This is a genomic window from Blautia sp. BCRC 81119, from assembly GCF_003184505.1.
Taxonomy (GTDB): Bacteria; Bacillota; Clostridia; order Lachnospirales; family Lachnospiraceae; genus Blautia_A; species Blautia_A fusiformis.
The window spans coordinates 1-16,601 of record NZ_QJHD01000047.1 but is presented as its reverse complement, the minus strand read 5'-3'; the positions used below and the strand labels follow the sequence as shown (position 1 = coordinate 16,601).

Below are 16,601 nucleotides of genomic sequence, written 5' to 3'. Positions count from 1 at the left end.
TGCGAGAGACACCTTCTTTCGTAAATGTTGCAAATGTTTGTTTTGGCACTTTCATTATACAACACATGGAATCGAGGTGTCTTTCTTTTATGCAAAATCACGAACTTGCTCATTTATAGCTTATTATATTATACGTCCGAAATCTCTGATTTCTCAAGCCTTTTTCTATTGTTACTGTTCACTCCGTTCTCAGCAACACGCTTCGCGGAATATTACCAATGAACAGTAACTTTCTATTACTCTTCCCTGTTCGCAAAACATTACGGTAAACAGCTATAAAAATGGCCTTCCTGTTTCCTCTTACATTTGTTGACATTTTTCACACTTTCTTTTACAATATAGCCGTGATTTACACTATTAAAGAATAAAAGTAAAAAGTAACCTGAAAGGACTCTGAAGTACTATGAAAACCATAGGTTTTATCGGCCTTGGACTGATTGGCGGCTCCATTGCCAAAACCATACGAAAATTTCACCCGGATTATCGCCTGATTGCCTTTGACAAAGACAGAAGCGCACTGGCAGAGGCGGTCAGTTTAAACGTGATCAACGGGATCTGTGATATTGAAGATGAACAGTTATATAACTGTGATTATCTTTTTCTCTGTGCACCTGTAGAATTCAATGTGGAATACATGGAAAAGATCAAAGCTTCTCTTGGAGAGAACTGTATCCTCACAGATGTAGGCAGTGTAAAAAACGTTATCCACGAAAAAGTAACCGAGCTCGGACTTGAAGGACGCTTCATCGGCGGTCATCCAATGGCAGGCTCCGAACGCAGCGGTTTTTCCAATTCCAGTGATCATCTTCTGGAAAATGCTTACTATATCATCACTCCGGGAGGAGAAGTTGCTTTGGAAAAGATTTCTGATTTCACAGAACTGATCTCCTCTCTTGGTGCGATCCCCCTTGTTATCACTGCAGAAGAACATGATTTCATCACGGCAGGAGTCAGCCACCTTCCTCATATTGTAGCCTCCGCTCTCGTAAATCTTGTAAATCTTCTGGATAACGACGCCCAGTATATGAAAATGATCGCAGCCGGCGGTTTCCGTGATATCACACGTATTGCCTCTTCTTCACCTGTTATGTGGGAACAGATCTGTCTGGAAAATCAGAAAAACATTTCCACGGTTCTGGATGAATTTATCCGTATGCTGATCCAGATCCGCTGTTCCATTGACAACAAAGAAGCTGACAACATCTTTGACATGTTTGCAAGCTCCAAGGATTACCGTGACTCCATTGACATTATAGACAACAGCCTGATCCCCCGCTCCTATGTCCTTTATATTGATGTGGCAGATGAGGCCGGTGCCATTGCAACCATTGCAACCATCCTTGCAACAGAAAAGGTCAACATCAAAAATATCGGTATTATCCACAACCGAGAATTTGAAGATGGCGTTCTGAAGATCGAATTTTATACAGACGCAGCCCTGGAACAGGCTAAAGTGCTTCTTACAAAACGTAATTACAAGATCTGCGAACGCTGATATATAAACGGCAGCAGATATCCGATCTGCTGCCATGTATTTCAAAAATAACAATACAGGCAGGTACTAATATGGAAATCAAAAAAGCTAAGAAATTATCCGGTTCTCTCGCCATTCCCGGAGATAAATCCATTTCTCACAGAGCTGTCATGTTCGGCTCTCTTGCAGAAGGCACTACCAGGATCACAAATTTTCTGGAGGGCGCAGACTGTCTCTCCACTATTTCCTGTTTCCGGAAAATGGGTATTAACATTGAAAATACAGAAGGAGAGATCCTGGTCCACGGAAAAGGTCTCCATGGTCTCAGTGCTCCATCAGAGACTCTTGATGTCGGCAACAGCGGCACTACCACCCGTCTCATCTCCGGGATCCTTGCAGGACAGAACTTTGTATCAGAGCTTACCGGCGATGCTTCCATCCAGAAACGCCCTATGAAACGGATCATGACTCCGCTTTCCCAAATGGGTGCCGATATCATAAGTCTCAACGGAAACGGATGTGCACCGCTTAAGATCTCCGGAAGAAAGCTCCATGCCATCCACTACAATTCTCCGGTAGCATCTGCCCAGGTAAAATCCTGCGTACTTCTTGCCGGAATGTACTCTGACGGCATTACTCGTGTAACAGAACCGGTCCTTTCCAGAAATCACACGGAGATCATGCTGAATTACTTTGGCGCCGATGTAACCTCAAAAGAAACAACAGCATCCATCAAACCGGATCCATCTCTTTACGGACGTGAGCTCCTGGTTCCGGGGGATATCTCTTCTGCAGCTTATTTTATCGCAGCTGGTCTTCTTGTTCCCAACAGTGAGATCCTTCTGAAAAATGTGGGAATCAACCCGACCCGTGACGGTATCCTTCGTGTATGCAGGGCCATGGGAGCAGATATCACTCTTCTCAACAAGACCACAGAGGGCGAACCTACTGCCGATCTTCTGATCCGCTCCTCTGCTCTTCACGGAACCACAATAGAAGGTGCGATCATTCCTACTCTGATCGATGAACTTCCGATGATCGCCGTTATGGCAGCTTTTGCAGAAGGAACCACGGTTATCCGGGATGCACAGGAGCTTCGTGTCAAAGAGTCCGACCGCATCCAGGTTATGACAGAAAATCTTCGGAAAATGGGCGCAGATATCCAGGCAACCGAAGATGGCATGATCATTCATGGTGGAAAAGCCCTTCATGGCGCAGAGATCGATTCTCATCTGGATCACCGTGTAGCTATGTCTTTTGCAGTAGCAGGGCTGCTTTGTGAGGGAGCACTTTCCATCAAAAACGGAGAATGTGTCAACATCTCCTATCCGGAATTCTATTCCGATCTTTATAGTCTGGCAGAATAATTATCTTTTATCCAGACAGAGAGCATTTTCATGTATCACAACATCTGTTCCATCAGATGACAGTGCATAAAATGCTCTCTTTTTTTGTATTTCGTATAATTTTTATTTATTATGGATACTATAATCCCAAAATAAAACCATTTTTTTGATAAATTTTATTGCTTTTCCCACTTTCCAAATTCCTACTATTATGGTATTATTTTTTCGGAAAATAATTATTTCCAGAGAGGAGCAACGATTATGAAAATTTTGTTTTATGACACCAAGAGCTACGATAGGGATTTTTTTGAGAAGCTGCTTCCATCTTATCCAGGTATTGAAATTAAATTCATTGAAGCAAATATCCATGAAGAAACCGCAGCTCTTGCCCACGGCTACGATGCCATCTGTGCATTTGTAAATGCAGATCTCGGCGCACCGGTCATTGAGGAGCTTCACCGCCAGGGTGTAAAACTGATCCTGATGCGCTGTGCCGGATACAATAATGTTGATCTGGAAACTACAGCAAAATGTGGGATCCAGGTGGCACGTGTTCCCGGTTATTCTCCGGAAGCAGTTGCCGAACACGCCATGGCACTGGCCCTTACCGCCAACCGGCACACCCACAAGGCATATATCAAATGCCGTGAAAATAACTTTGCACTGAACGGTCTCATGGGCGTTAACTTTTATCAGAAAACTGCCGGCATCATCGGCACCGGAAAAATCGGTCAGGCAATGGCAAAAATCTGTCGCGGCTTTGGCATGAAAGTAATTGCTTATGATCTTTTCCCTAATAAAAATCTTGACTTTCTGGAGTATGTTTCACTGGACGAACTCCTTTCCACCAGTGATCTGATCAGTCTGCACTGTCCGATGACTCCGGAAACAGAGCATCTGATCAACTCCGAAACTATTGCAAAAATGAAAGATGGTGTGATCCTTGTAAATACCTCCAGAGGTGGACTGATCAAAACAGATGATCTGATCGCAGGTATCCGTGATCACAAATTCTTCGCCGTTGGTCTGGATGTTTACGAAGAAGAATCCGCATATGTATATGAAGATATGTCAAGCAGCATTCTTCCTACTTCCACGATCCAGCGTCTTCTGTCCTTCCCAAATGTGACCATGACCTCACATCAGGGATTCTTTACGGTAGAAGCACTTACCAATATTGCGGAGACAACCCTGGAAAACGCAAAAGCTTTTATGGATGGAGCTGAAATGAAGAATCTGGTCCACTGATCAGTCTCAGCCCTGACACGCAAAATCCCCCGGATACTGATCGTTTATCTGTATCCGGGGGTCTTATTTTGTTCTTTTAGTTTTAATAGATCTCGTCAAAAGACTGTCCGTCATCGTCTGTGTAATAAATGCGCTTTGCATCCTGAGTAAAGATCAGCTTCTGTTTCCCTGCATCATCAAGGCTGCACTGCTGATAGGTGACACCCTCCTCTACCGGAAGCATACTGTCTGCATTATCATAGTCTGCAGCAGTCAGATTGGAGGGTACATGGCCATACTCATAAATGTACTGGGCCACTTCATCTTTATCTGTATAAGTGCCATTTTCATCCAGTTTCTTTTCGCTTTGCGAGTCTGCTGCATCCGATGAAGCGGACCCATCTGTATCTCCTGATCCTGCAGCACCTTCAGAATCCTGCTGCTGCTCCAGGTCGCTTTCATCAGCTACTGCCATCTCACCATCACCATTCTGGTCCATGGCTTCCACTTCATCCTCACTCAGAGGTTCCAGGTCATCCTGAAAAGCGGATTCGTCATATTTTTCCTTATCTTTGCAGCCTCCCAGCATAACCGCCACCCCGGCAACCACCAGAATAAAATATCTGAACTTTTTCATGGATCAATCTCCTTTCATGGAATATCGTTCTCGTAAAAGTGAAATTTCTCTTTTCCATCCTTCATCATCATTTGGTGTCTCCAGAATAAAGGGAATTCCCTCAAGAGCCGGATGGCACACCACATTCACAAGTGCATCCAGGCCGATCTGACCTTCGCCGATCTTTGCATGACGATCCTTATGACTGCCCAGTCCATTTATACTGTCGTTAAGATGAACAGCCTTCAATCTGGAAAGGCCGATCACCTGGTCAAACTCATCAAGAACACCATCCAGATCATGTACAATGTCATAACCGCCATCCCATACATGACAGGTATCCAGACAAACACCCAGTTTATTATTTTTTTCCACCCTGTCAATGATATCACGAAGCTCCTGAAATGTTGCCCCTACTTCCGAACCCTTGCCGGACATGGTTTCCAGAAGGACGATCGTACTCTGTTCTTCTGTAAGGACATCATTGAGGATTTCCGAAATTTTGGCAATTCCCGTCTCAGTTCCCTGCCCTACATGACTGCCCGGGTGAAAATTATAATAATTTCCTGGCGTATATTCCATACGTTTCAGGTCATCTGCCATAATCTCTCTTGCAAAATCTCTCAGATTTTCTTTTGCGGCACAGGCATTCATGGTATACGGTGCATGTGCCACCAGCTTTCCAAAATGATTTTCCCCGGAAAGCTTCAGAAATCTTTCCACATCTACGGGATCGATCTCTTTTGCCTTGCCTCCTCTGGGATTGCGGGTAAAAAAAGCGAACGTATTTCCGCCGTTTTTCAGCATCTGACGTCCCATGGCGGCATAGCCTTTGGACGAACTTGTATGATTTCCGATATATAATACCATGTCAGCACCATCTCCCTGTAGTTTATATTTCTGCCTTCTGGCTTAACTATTATATCAAAAACTTCTTTTTCTGAAAAGTCCGCGATTCTTTCTTTACAATACTTACCATTCTTTCTATAATAAAGATATCTTTACATATGAAGGAGAAAAAGAATGGCAAACGACAATCGAAGGCGGCCGCCTCATGGCCATGATCCGGAGCAGGCACGCAGGGAAGCCGCCAGAGCACGAGAAACACGTCAGAAGCAATCTGGTTCTGCATCCCGAAATTCCCGTTCACATTTCACTGGGACTCGCAGGAATGACATCAGCAAAAAATCCAGATATTACCAGGTACGCCGTCAGAAAATGTTTCTTGCAGCTGGCGGGATCCTGATCATACTTATTCTTGTGATCATTTTTTCCGCACGTGCATGCATTTCTTCCCGTAAAGCTGCAGAAGCCGCCGCACTGCAGAAGGCACAGGAAGAGGAGGCCGCAAAAAAGGCAAAAGAAGAAGCTGCTGCTGTGAAAGATCCCGTTTCACTGACGCTCAGTGTAGTCGGTGACTGCACGTTGGGTACCGATGAGACCTTTGATTATGACACAAGTCTGAACGCATACTACGACAACAACGGCAAAGATTATTTCTTTAAAAATGTAAAAAGCATCTTTGAGGCAGATGACCTGACAATTGCCAATTTTGAAGGAACCCTCACCGATTCCGATGCCAGAGAAGATAAAACCTTTGCATTTAAAGCACCTGCCGAATATGCTCAGATACTCACCAGCGGTTCCGTTGAAGCCGTAAACACTGCAAACAATCACAGCCACGATTACGGAGAGCAGAGCTACACGGATACTCTGACTGCTCTGGACAATGCGGGCATTACACACTTCGGTTATGATGATACTGCAGTTATGGACATCAAGGGAATCAAAGTTGGTCTTGTCGGAATTTACGAACTGAAGGATCATCTTGGACGCGAACAGCAGCTGAAAGATAATATCGCAAAGGTCAAAGCAGATGGAGCAGAGCTTATAGTTGTGATCTTCCACTGGGGCAATGAGACCGAAACAGTTCCCGATACCAATCAGATGACCCTTGGCCGTCTTGCTATCGATGAAGGTGCAGATCTGGTATGCGGCCATCATCCGCACGTACTCCAGGGAATCGAAACCTATAAAGGAAAAAACATCGTCTACAGTCTTGGCAATTTCTGTTTTGGAGGAAACAGTTCTCCAAGTGATATGGACACCATGATCTTCCAGCAGACCTTCACTGTCACCTCAGAAGGCGTACAGGCTGATAACGTGACCAATATCATTCCCTGTTCTATTTCTTCCGCAGATGGCTACAACAATTATCAGCCAACTCCTGCATCCGGAGATGAGGCATCCAGGATCAAATCCAAGATAGAGGAACGCAGTGCTGCGATTCCTGCCGCGGATTCTTCATCCGCTACATCGGAAGGCTCTGACAGTGAAGAATAAATAGCATAACAAAAAATAATATCCCAACAGATCCTGTAATAATGCATGTTTCCATGCTGCGATCCGTTGGGATATTATTTATATAAAAAGTAATTTTAAATCTTATTCGATCATCATGGCATCCCCGAAACTGAAGAAACGATATCTTTCCTTCACAGCTTCTTCATAAGCAGCCATAATATGTTCTTTTCCGGCAAGGGCTGAAACTAACATCAGAAGCGTGGACTCCGGCAGATGGAAATTAGTGATCAGTCCATCGATAGCTTTGAATTTATATCCAGGATAGATAAAGATCTCTGTCCATCCGCTTCCGGCCTTCACGATTCCATCCTCTCCGGCTGCGGACTCCAGGGTACGGCAGCTGGTAGTTCCCACAGAAATCACTCTTCCGCCGTTTTTCTTTGTATCATTGATCAGTTTTGCCTGATCTTCTTCTACAATATAAAACTCCGAGTGCATATGATGCTTTTCTACATCATCCACCTTTACCGGGCGGAAGGTTCCGAGACCTACATGCAAAGTTACATGTGCAATATTCACACCCTTCTCCTTTACTTTCTCAAGAAGCTCCGGCGTGAAGTGAAGTCCTGCGGTAGGTGCGGCAGCAGATCCCTCATTCTTTGCATATACAGTCTGATAACGGTTCTTATCCTTCAGCTTGTGGGTAATATACGGCGGCAGCGGCATTTCTCCCAGCTGATCCAGGATCTCTTCGAAAATCCCCTCATAATGGAACTGGATCAGACGGTTTCCCTCATCTACAATATCAATGATCTCACCCTTCAGGATACCGTCACCAAAAGTGATCTTTGCACCAGGACGTGCTTTTTTTCCCGGCTTTACAAGACACTCCCAGATATCATTTTCGCGGCGTTTCAGAAGCAGGATCTCGATCAGCGCTCCTGTCTCTTCCTTGTGACCATAAAGACGTGCCGGGATAACCTTGGTATCATTGATCACAAGACAGTCTCCCTTATGCAGGTAATCCAGTATATCGGTAAAATGACGATGTTCGATACTTCCATCTTTCAGGGACAGATGCATCAGTCTGGAAGAACTTCTGTCCTCCAGCGGATCCTGAGCGATCAGTTCCTGTGGCAGATCATAATAAAAATCTGATGTTTTCATAATTATTTTTCCACTTCCTCTTTCCACTGTTTGCGAAGCCTGCGGACCTCGTTCCACTCTTTGTTGGTCAGATCAGCTTTTGGTAAAAGATCCGGCCTCCATTTGGCTGTACGGATGATAGACTGCTCTCTTCTCCATTTATCCACATTGGCATGGTGTCCGGAAAGCAGCACCTCCGGAACCTTTTTGCCATGCCATTCCTCCGGGCGGCTGTACTGGGGATACTCCAGAAGATTCCCGGAAAAGGATTCCGTCTCACCGGATTCCTGATTATTCAGAACACCTGGTACCATTCTGGAAATAGAATCCATCATGACCATAGCCGGAAGTTCTCCACCGGTAAGTACATAATCACCAATGGAAACATAGTCTGTTACGATTTCTTCCAGAACACGCTCATCAATTCCCTCATAATGACCACAGAGGAAAACCAGGTCTTCTTCCAGGGCAAACTCTTTTGCCATATCCTGATTGAAGGTTTTTCCCTGAGGAGTCAGAAAGATCACGCGGGGTTTCCTTCCAATACGTTCTGCAATGGATTCATAAGACAGATATACCGGCTCCGCCTGCATCAGCATTCCGGCTCCGCCGCCATAAGGATAATCATCTACCTTCTGGTGCTTATTGAATGCAAAATCCCGTATATTGATCGCTTCCAGTGATAACAGTCCCTTTGTAATGGCACGACCTGTAATACTTGTGTTCATTCCGTTCTCGATCATTTCCGGAAATAATGTAAGTACATGATAATTCATTTAAACAAGCCCTTTCATCAAATGTACAGTCATGGTATTTTTTTCCACATCCACATCAAGAACACAGTCATGGATCGCAGGAAGCAGGATTTCCTCGCCATCCATACGATCTACAATATAAACATCATTGGCGCCGGTCTCCATCACATCACGGAGCACTCCGAATTTCTCCCCATTCTCCAGAAGTACCTCCATTCCGATGAGATCCGCCACATAATATTCGTCCTCGCCAAGCTCCTGTGCCTCTTCACGTGGGATCCAGAGCTCACGGCCCTTATACATTTCAATATCATTGATGTTGTCAATGCCTTCAAACTTCAGGATCGCAAGATTTTTAAAAAACTTTACATTCTGAATATTCAGTCTGCGAAGCTCTTTTCCTGTATCCAGAAGCACATATTCAATATCAAGAAAACGCTCTGCGTCATCCGTTGTCGGAAAAACTTTTACTTCACCACGGACGCCATGGGTCGTTGTAATAACTCCTACCTTTAATAAATCTTCCATTTTTGCTCCCTTTCAGAGTAAAAACAGGAGCCATGGAATCCACAGCTCCTGTCTCTTTTTCATTGCAGAATATCTACAATCACTTTTTTGCTGCTTTTTGAAGAAGCCGCTTTCACAACAGTACGGATTGCCTTGGCAATTCTGCCCTGTTTTCCGATAACCTTACCCATATCGGCCGGTCCGACCTTCAGTTCAACAACAATCGCGTCGTCTTTTTCAGTCTCAGTAACGACTACTTCATCCGGATTTTCAACAAGAGATTTTGCAATTACTTCTACAAGTTGTTTCATTACATACCTCCTTGCTCCTGCCTCATTGAGGCCACAGATCCAAATCTGTCAGGTATTATTTCTCGATTCCGGCAAGTTTAAGAAGCTTAGCAACTACCTCTGTAGGCTGAGCACCAGCTGCAAGCCATTTTTTTGCTGCCTCTTCATCGATTTTGTATACGCTTGGGTCAAGGTTCGGATCATATGTTCCGATCTCTGCGATGCATCTTCCGTCACGTTTGCAGCGGGAATCTGCTACTACGATTCTATAGAAAGGTGCTTTCTTCTGTCCCATTCTTCTTAATCTGATCTTAACTGCCATTTTTGTTTTCCTCCAATTATCTTTCTGAAAATTTATTGTTATTTATTAAAAGGGAAGCTTAAAGCCGCCTCTTTTTCCCATATTCATCTTGCCGCCTGTTAATCCCGGCATCTGTTTCATCATCTTCTTGCTCTGCTCAAACTGCTTCACAAGACGATTTACTTCTGTAATATCCACTCCGGCGCCTCTGGCGATACGGTTCTTGCGTGAGATGTTCAAAATGTTGGGGTTACTTCTCTCCTGAGGTGTCATGGAAAGAATGATGGACTTGGTACGGTCCATAGCCTTCTCATCGATCATACCCTCGATATCCTTCATCTTACCGCCCATTCCGGGAAGCATGTTCAGGATACTGGAAATACCACCCATCTTGTTCATCTGCTCCATGCTGGTAAGATAATCATTGAAGTCGAAGTCCATTTTCTTCAGCTTCTTTTGCATCTCCTGAGCCTGTTCCTGATCCACAGATGCTTCCACCTTCTCGATCAGACTCATTACATCGCCCATTCCAAGGATCCTGGAAGCCATACGTTCTGGATAAAACTGTTCCAGATCTGAAAGCTTCTCTCCCATACCAACATAGAAGATCGGTTTGCCGGTCACGGCTTTAATGGAAAGCGCAGCGCCGCCTCGTGTATCACCGTCCATCTTAGTCAGGATCACACCATCAATGCCGACTTTATCAGAAAAGTTCTGCGCCACATTTACTGCATCCTGTCCTGTCATGGCATCAACTACAAGCACTGTAGCATCTACATTCACATTCGCTTTGATATCCTCAAGCTCCTGCATCATATCCTCATCAATGTGAAGACGTCCTGCTGTATCGATGAGCACAACATTCTGCTGATTGGATTTCGCATGCTCGATAGCTGCTTTTGCAATATCCACGGGATTCTGCTTATCTCCCATGGAAAAGACCTCGACGCCCTGTTTCTCACCGTTTACCTGCAACTGTGTGATCGCTGCCGGACGGTAAACATCACAGGCCACAAGCAGTGGTTTCTTTCCCTTGGATTTCAGTTTGCCTGCCAGCTTGGCAACCGTCGTTGTCTTACCTGCACCCTGAAGACCGACCATCATAAGAACGGTAAGATCCATTCCCGGTTTGATCGGAAGCTCTGTTGTCTCACTTCCCATCAGGTTGACCAGCTCATCATTTACGATCTTGATCACCATCTGTCCCGGATTCAGACCATTCATAACATCCTGTCCGATAGCCTTTTCCTGAACGGATTTCGTAAACTGCTTAACGACCTTAAAGTTAACATCCGCTTCCAGAAGCGCCATCTTAACTTCCTTCAGTGCTACCTTGACATCAGCCTCTGTGAGACGGCCCTTGCCCTTCAGCTTCTTAAATACATTCTGCAGTTTATCTGTTAAACTCTCAAATGCCATTGATCATAACTCCTCTAATATCACATTGGAAATCGCCGCAATATCTTCGGCGTGGTACTTGTCAGCCAGTTCATGGATCTTTATGACCTGACTGCGGATGTTCAGGAATTTCTCGACCAGATGAAGCTTCTCTTCATATTCTTCCAACGTCCGATTGCACCGTCTGATCATATCATGCACACCCTGTCTGCTGATGCCAAGTTCCTCAGCAACCTCACTTAAGGAATAATCCTCAAATACCACACTGGTGTACACCTGCCGCTGCCTCTCTGTCAGAAGCTCTCCATAAAAATCAAATAAAAATGTCTGCTCTACAAATTTCTCCATCTGTAATCACCTTGGCTATCATACACGATTCCGGCACACCTGTCAAGGGTTTTTGCTTTACAATTTTATTTTTTCCTGAATTTCACAAAAAAAGGCCGGAAAAGCACTTTTCTGCTGGGTTTTGCAGGCTTTTCCGACCTTTGTTATTCTATTTACCTCTTATTAATAAGTCTTATGCTTCGATCAAAACATTTCCTTTGTCATTTTATCGATTTCCTTATCCACTGCCTCATATACACCTGGGATACATGAGAAATTCAGGCCATGAGTGGTGCACGGAATAAAATAAAGCTTACCACAGTCTCTGCAAAGCTGATCTGTTGACTCTTCGATCATTTCCTGATTCCAATCAAAGCGATCTACTTTACCGTTATCGATACCACCCATAAATGTGATATCTTTTCCATATTCTTTGATCAGCTTCGGAAGATCATTAACAGACATACAGCCCTGCCATACATCAATTCCCATCTCGATCATTGTCGGAACCAGTGTTGCACTGTAGCTGTCATTATGGTGGATGATCAGTTCAACACCATGATCATGGTAATATCCGTAAATACGTTTGTAAGAATCCATAAAGAACTCACGGAACATATCCACACTGATAAATGTAGACTTCTGTGTTCCCCAGTCATCATGATGGAAGACAACATCCGGTTTCATATAGGTGCAGACCTGCTCTGCCCATTTCAGTTCCCACTCTGTAATATATTCGATCAGTTCATGCATGGCTTCCGGCTCTTCGTAGAAATTGATCATGGTATTCTGGATCTCACAGAGATAATGGCACATCTCAAAAACTCCAGGTGCAACCATTGCAGTAACCATGGTTTCATTCCGGTCAATTCCGGCAACTGTCTCCTGGCATTCTTTCCAGTCCTCTGCCGTGTAGTTGATGTCCGGTGCCTTTACATATTTTTTCCACTCTGCGACGTCCGGACATACCAGATGCTCCGGATCATGGAGCGGAAACGCTCCCGGTGTTCCTGCAGGCCAGGAATTATAATATCCCCATCCGCATTTTACTGTTGGTGCACCAGGTCCTTCCGGCATCATAGGATACTTCGTCTGATATGGAGTATTCAGAACAAATGTCAGTCCCTCATACTGTTTTACAAAACGATCCGGATTTCCTCCGCGGATCACTTCCAGCATATTTTGTCTTTTTGTTAACATAAACGCACCTCCTCTACGTTATTATGCAGGAAAGCCTTTTTTCCGCACTTGTTTTGCCACACCCCAACATAAAAGGCTTGTTTCTGCACTTGTTTTTTCCTTATGATTCTATTATACTGTAAATCAAAAGAATCACAATTCCACATAATATGGCTATTATTCCTGTTTTTTCCTACAAAATATAGGAAGGAGGATTTTCCTTGAAACTCAGTGCAAAACTCATATGCTATCACCTGCAGAAATCATTTTCCATGCATACATCCAGGCTGGATACATCCCCCACCCTTTCCTGCCCTTCCTGCTTTGAAAAGAACACCGTTCTTCAGGATGGACGTGTTTACCTTATCACAGATCCGGATTTTCAGCTCACTTTTCATCATCCCCAAAATATTCTGTTCCTGATGATTGGAAAAATCTATCAGAACTACGAATTAACTCAGCCAAACATGTGTATCATCCCTGAAGATATTCCAGTCAATATTGTCTTTAACAGGATTCAGGATATTTTTATCCTCTATGATCAGTGGAATCAGTCCCTGATGGATTCCCGTCTCCGGAACGCATCTATCCAGGAGCTTCTGGATCTTACAGCTTCCATTATTCCCAATCCAATGATGCTGATCGGTATGGATTTTACTATCATTGCCTCCAGAGACTGGAATCTAAGTGATCTTTCCAATTCTGTTTTGGGTTCCACTGAAAATTCCTGGGCTATTGTGGACAGCCTGAAGCAGGATCCTCATTACGAAGAGGCTTTTTATAAAACCGGATATTTTTATTATCCGGGAAATGGCCTTACTGCTCCTTCTCTTTGCGTAAATATCTCCAATAATGATAAAGCAGTATACAGGCTGATGTTTTCCGAAGGTGAGGTTCCCCTGGATGATACGTTTGGTTTTGTTCTGGAGTACCTTTCCCAGATGGTATCCCATGCACTTTCTACAGGAATCATGCACAGCCGGGATAAAGCTTTTCCTCTGCATCAGATTTTTATGTCCATTCTGACTGATCCCGGAGCTGATTATGTAAAAATCAGTCAGCAGCTGACAAATGTGGGATGGCTTTCTTCCCATATGTATCAATGCATCCTGATCCAGACCGGACTGATCGACCAGAAAAATCTGACCCTTAATGCCATCTGTAACTATCTGGAAAATACAATTCCTGCCACCTGTGCCACGGAACATAAAGGCAATGCTGTGCTTTTTATCAATCTGGATCTCTGCACTCTGACTATCCATGAGATTTCCGATAAGATCGAGGGCTTTATCAAAAGCAGCATGTTAAGCGCCGGATACAGCCGGAAGATGCTTGGACATTTCAATTTCCACCGGCAATACACGCAGGCTTCTGTTACCCTGCAGGTTGGAAAACGCAAAAATCCCGCAGAAAGTATCCACTATTTTGACTCCATCGCTCTGCCCTATATTCTGGAACAGGCAACCAGAAAGCTTCCTGCTTACATGGTCTGTCACGAAAAGCTTCTGTCAATGAAATATAAGGATGAGGCAAAGCAATCTCATCTCTATGAAACACTGCGTTGTTTTCTGGAGCACAACCAGAACATTTCTCATACTGCCAGCGCTTTATTTATCCACAGAAGTACTCTTCTTTATCGTCTGGATAAGATCAAAGCTTTTCTGGATTCAGATCTTACAGACAGAAACGAGATCCTGTATCTGTTGCTTTCTTTTCATCTGATGGATATGGAAGAAGAAAACCGGAATGCAAGATCATAAAAAACGGGAACTCTCTTAAATATTTAGCGTTTTCCCAGCTGCCAAAATGCAACTGCACTGGCTGCCGCCACATTCAGTGAATCCACACCGTGTGCCATTGGAATACATACTGTATAATCACAATCCGCAATGGTCTCCGAAGCAAGGCCATCCCCCTCTGTTCCAAGAACTACTGCCAGTTTTTCTTCTGCCATCAGATGAGGATCATCAATATCAAAGGAATCCTCCCTAAGAGCCATGGCTGCCGTCTTAAATCCCATCGCTTTCAGAGACCGGATTCCTTCCGTTTTCCACTCTGTTTTTTCATCAAAAAATGTCCATGGTATCTGGAATACGGTTCCCATGCTGACACGGATCGCACGGCGGTACAATGGATTGCTGCACCCCGGTGTCAGCAGCACCGCATCCATCCCAAGAGCCGCCGCAGAACGAAAGATCGCGCCTATATTAGTAGGATTTACCACATTTTCCAGAACTGCGATCCTGCGGGCATTTTTGCATACATCGACTATATCAGGAAGCGCCGGCCGGCGCATTGCACAGAGCATTCCTCTTGTCAGCTTGAATCCAGTCAGCTGCGTCAACACATCAAATTCTGCCGTATAAACCGGGATGTCTCCACAACGACGGATCAGTTCTTTTGCCTCACCCTCAACATGTTTATGTTCCACCAGAAAAGAAATCGGCTGGCACCCGGAATCCAAAGCTCTCTCAATAACCTTCGGGCTCTCCGCAATAAAGATCCCCTTCTCCGGTTCTGCCCGGTTCAAAAGCTGTATCTCCGAGATCCTGGCATATACATCCAGCTCCGGAGCGTTGAAATCTGTGATTTCTATGATATTTGACATGGTTATTTTTCTCCTGTTCTGTCTTCTTGTTTTCATCCTGCTATTGTAACAGAATCTCTTTGCAAAAGAAAGCCAGGTGCTATATGTTTCCACCTGGCTTTGCTGCTACTTGTAAAACAATTTGTTTATATTCAGATTCTCACTTCCATCCACCGGATCATATCCCCGATCACTTCATCTTTACAATACTCATTCAGGATCTCATGAAAAAGTCCGCCGTAGATCTTCATCTGCTTGTCTTTTGATCCTGCTTCTTTAAAGAAATCATAGGTATCCTGTACACTTACCAGACCGTCTTTCTCGCCGTGTGTCATAAGGACCGGATAATGGAACTCTGCTTTTTTCTCTTTGAACCAGTCAAGTCCGTCGCAGATCGCATAGCATAACCCCGCTGTAAAGGACTGTTTATTGTATGGATCTTTTCCGTACCAGTCTACCACTTCCTGTACAGAGCATACACCTGAACCCAGCTGATTGGCAAGGCGCGTATGTACATCCATTTCTCCCGGCACACCACGTATCAGATTGCCGTTATCTGCGGTCAGCGCACCACTGGTAATGATCCCCCGGAGTTTTTTGTCCGGATATTTGGCTCCGTACAGAGAAACCGTAAATCCGCCCATGCTGTGTCCCAGAAGAAATACCGGGATATCCGGATTTTCCTCAATTGCCATATCCACAACTACGTTGGTGTCGTCCAGAAGCTCATTGAAATCTGAATAAAAAGTCTCTTCACCTTCAGACCGTCCATGTCCTCTGTGATCAAAACGATAGGTTCCGATTCCCGCCTCATGAAGTTTTTCCGCAAAATAATCGTACCTGCCCTGGTGCTCACAGAGTCCGTGGACAATCACGATCACCGCTTTATTGTCTGCTGCTGTTTCTTTTTTCAGATACAGTTTCGTTCCGTCAAACGATGTGATCATACTTTCACCCATAATAAAACCCTCCCTTTTCTTTCTGCGAGATACATATCCCCATTATATGTCTCACGCTATCTGATAGGTAAGCGTCCAATAAGAGGGTGTATCGAAATTTCTGGCTGTTGCATGTAAACTATTGATTAGAGTTTTGGGAGTTGACTCTAAAAACTCTAAATCTAATCTAAGGAGCAGGCTTATGG

At 44.4% G+C, this 16,601-nt stretch carries 17 protein-coding genes; 5 read left to right on the top strand and 12 right to left on the bottom strand.

The window, feature by feature from the left end; translation table 11 throughout:
• Positions 1-403 precede the first annotated feature (403 nt).
• The 3 genes from DMI82_RS19060 (at position 404) to DMI82_RS19050 (ending at position 4,068) form a co-directional block, all read left to right on the top strand.
• Positions 404-1,495 (top strand): prephenate dehydrogenase, encoded by a 1,092-nt coding sequence (locus DMI82_RS19060; RefSeq protein WP_110104271.1) that lies wholly within the window; start codon positions 404-406, stop codon positions 1,493-1,495.
• Positions 1,496-1,566: 71 nt separating this feature from the next.
• Positions 1,567-2,841, top strand: coding sequence for a 3-phosphoshikimate 1-carboxyvinyltransferase (aroA, locus tag DMI82_RS19055; protein WP_110104270.1), 1,275 nt, complete (start codon positions 1,567-1,569; stop codon positions 2,839-2,841).
• A 240-nt stretch (positions 2,842-3,081) separates the two neighbouring features.
• On the top strand, positions 3,082-4,068 hold the full coding sequence (locus DMI82_RS19050; protein WP_110104269.1) for a 2-hydroxyacid dehydrogenase: 987 nt from the start codon (positions 3,082-3,084) through the stop codon (positions 4,066-4,068).
• Positions 4,069-4,150: 82 nt separating this feature from the next.
• Here DMI82_RS19050 and DMI82_RS19045 read toward each other — a convergent pair whose 3' ends face one another.
• Positions 4,151-4,684 carry a ribonuclease domain-containing protein gene (locus tag DMI82_RS19045; protein ID WP_110104268.1) on the bottom strand — a complete coding sequence of 178 codons (534 nt, stop codon included), beginning with the start codon at positions 4,682-4,684 and terminating at the stop codon, positions 4,151-4,153.
• A gap of 3 nt (positions 4,685-4,687) precedes the next feature.
• Positions 4,688-5,533, bottom strand: a complete 846-nt coding sequence (locus DMI82_RS19040; RefSeq protein WP_110104267.1) for a deoxyribonuclease IV — start codon at positions 5,531-5,533, stop codon at positions 4,688-4,690.
• A gap of 348 nt (positions 5,534-5,881) precedes the next feature.
• On the opposite strand from DMI82_RS19040, the gene DMI82_RS19035 reads away from it, so the two are divergent.
• Entirely contained in the window at positions 5,882-7,006 is a 1,125-nt protein-coding gene (locus tag DMI82_RS19035; RefSeq protein ID WP_442857653.1) for a CapA family protein, read from the top strand.
• Positions 7,007-7,108: 102 nt separating this feature from the next.
• Here the strand turns inward: DMI82_RS19035 and queA are convergent, their stop codons facing one another.
• The 8 genes from queA to DMI82_RS18995 all read right to left on the bottom strand — a co-directional run bounded on the left by queA (position 7,109) and on the right by DMI82_RS18995 (position 12,891).
• Complete coding sequence (queA, locus tag DMI82_RS19030) at positions 7,109-8,134, bottom strand: tRNA preQ1(34) S-adenosylmethionine ribosyltransferase-isomerase QueA (protein ID WP_015525215.1); 1,026 nt, start codon at positions 8,132-8,134, stop codon at positions 7,109-7,111.
• A 2-nt stretch (positions 8,135-8,136) separates the two neighbouring features.
• A complete protein-coding gene (trmD, locus tag DMI82_RS19025; protein WP_015525216.1) occupies positions 8,137-8,889 on the bottom strand; it encodes a tRNA (guanosine(37)-N1)-methyltransferase TrmD in 753 nt (250 codons plus the stop codon).
• Entirely contained in the window at positions 8,890-9,396 is a 507-nt protein-coding gene (rimM, locus tag DMI82_RS19020) for a ribosome maturation factor RimM (RefSeq protein ID WP_021652567.1), read from the bottom strand.
• A gap of 59 nt (positions 9,397-9,455) precedes the next feature.
• Entirely contained in the window at positions 9,456-9,686 is a 231-nt protein-coding gene (locus DMI82_RS19015) for a KH domain-containing protein (protein ID WP_021652566.1), read from the bottom strand.
• Positions 9,687-9,741: 55 nt separating this feature from the next.
• A complete protein-coding gene (gene rpsP / locus DMI82_RS19010) occupies positions 9,742-9,987 on the bottom strand; it encodes a 30S ribosomal protein S16 (RefSeq protein WP_015525220.1) in 246 nt (81 codons plus the stop codon).
• A gap of 45 nt (positions 9,988-10,032) precedes the next feature.
• Complete coding sequence (gene ffh, locus DMI82_RS19005) at positions 10,033-11,385, bottom strand: signal recognition particle protein (RefSeq protein WP_021652565.1); 1,353 nt, start codon at positions 11,383-11,385, stop codon at positions 10,033-10,035.
• Between the two features lie 3 nt (positions 11,386-11,388).
• Entirely contained in the window at positions 11,389-11,712 is a 324-nt protein-coding gene (gene ylxM / locus DMI82_RS19000) for a YlxM family DNA-binding protein (protein WP_015525222.1), read from the bottom strand.
• A 183-nt stretch (positions 11,713-11,895) separates the two neighbouring features.
• The gene (locus tag DMI82_RS18995) at positions 11,896-12,891 is read right to left on the bottom strand and encodes a uroporphyrinogen decarboxylase family protein (protein WP_021652564.1); all 996 of its coding nucleotides are present in this window, start codon (positions 12,889-12,891) and stop codon (positions 11,896-11,898) included.
• Positions 12,892-13,091: 200 nt separating this feature from the next.
• On the opposite strand from DMI82_RS18995, the gene DMI82_RS18990 reads away from it, so the two are divergent.
• Positions 13,092-14,630 carry a PucR family transcriptional regulator gene (locus DMI82_RS18990; protein ID WP_110104265.1) on the top strand — a complete coding sequence of 513 codons (1,539 nt, stop codon included), beginning with the start codon at positions 13,092-13,094 and terminating at the stop codon, positions 14,628-14,630.
• A 23-nt stretch (positions 14,631-14,653) separates the two neighbouring features.
• Here DMI82_RS18990 and DMI82_RS18985 read toward each other — a convergent pair whose 3' ends face one another.
• Both DMI82_RS18985 and DMI82_RS18980 read right to left on the bottom strand, forming a co-directional pair.
• Entirely contained in the window at positions 14,654-15,478 is an 825-nt protein-coding gene (locus DMI82_RS18985) for a TrmH family RNA methyltransferase (protein ID WP_015525223.1), read from the bottom strand.
• A gap of 131 nt (positions 15,479-15,609) precedes the next feature.
• Positions 15,610-16,416, bottom strand: coding sequence for an alpha/beta hydrolase (locus DMI82_RS18980; RefSeq protein ID WP_015525224.1), 807 nt, complete (start codon positions 16,414-16,416; stop codon positions 15,610-15,612).
• Positions 16,417-16,601: the final 185 nt, after the last annotated feature.

Excerpts from the sequence above, each read along its gene's own strand:
- DMI82_RS19060 (WP_110104271.1), top strand. The coding sequence starts at position 404 with ATGAAAACCATAGGTTTTATCGGCCTTGGACTGATTGGCGGCTCCATT.
- aroA (WP_110104270.1), top strand. The coding sequence starts at position 1,567 with ATGGAAATCAAAAAAGCTAAGAAATTATCCGGTTCTCTCGCCATTCCC.
- DMI82_RS19050 (WP_110104269.1), top strand. The coding sequence starts at position 3,082 with ATGAAAATTTTGTTTTATGACACCAAGAGCTACGATAGGGATTTTTTT.
- DMI82_RS19045 (WP_110104268.1), bottom strand. The coding sequence starts at position 4,684 with ATGAAAAAGTTCAGATATTTTATTCTGGTGGTTGCCGGGGTGGCGGTT.
- DMI82_RS19040 (WP_110104267.1), bottom strand. The coding sequence starts at position 5,533 with ATGGTATTATATATCGGAAATCATACAAGTTCGTCCAAAGGCTATGCC.
- DMI82_RS19035 (WP_442857653.1), top strand. The coding sequence starts at position 5,882 with ATGTTTCTTGCAGCTGGCGGGATCCTGATCATACTTATTCTTGTGATC.
- queA (WP_015525215.1), bottom strand. The coding sequence starts at position 8,134 with ATGAAAACATCAGATTTTTATTATGATCTGCCACAGGAACTGATCGCT.
- trmD (WP_015525216.1), bottom strand. The coding sequence starts at position 8,889 with ATGAATTATCATGTACTTACATTATTTCCGGAAATGATCGAGAACGGA.
- rimM (WP_021652567.1), bottom strand. The coding sequence starts at position 9,396 with ATGGAAGATTTATTAAAGGTAGGAGTTATTACAACGACCCATGGCGTC.
- DMI82_RS19015 (WP_021652566.1), bottom strand. The coding sequence starts at position 9,686 with ATGAAACAACTTGTAGAAGTAATTGCAAAATCTCTTGTTGAAAATCCG.
- rpsP (WP_015525220.1), bottom strand. The coding sequence starts at position 9,987 with ATGGCAGTTAAGATCAGATTAAGAAGAATGGGACAGAAGAAAGCACCT.
- ffh (WP_021652565.1), bottom strand. The coding sequence starts at position 11,385 with ATGGCATTTGAGAGTTTAACAGATAAACTGCAGAATGTATTTAAGAAG.
- ylxM (WP_015525222.1), bottom strand. The coding sequence starts at position 11,712 with ATGGAGAAATTTGTAGAGCAGACATTTTTATTTGATTTTTATGGAGAG.
- DMI82_RS18995 (WP_021652564.1), bottom strand. The coding sequence starts at position 12,891 with ATGTTAACAAAAAGACAAAATATGCTGGAAGTGATCCGCGGAGGAAAT.
- DMI82_RS18985 (WP_015525223.1), bottom strand. The coding sequence starts at position 15,478 with ATGTCAAATATCATAGAAATCACAGATTTCAACGCTCCGGAGCTGGAT.
- DMI82_RS18980 (WP_015525224.1), bottom strand. The coding sequence starts at position 16,416 with ATGGGTGAAAGTATGATCACATCGTTTGACGGAACGAAACTGTATCTG.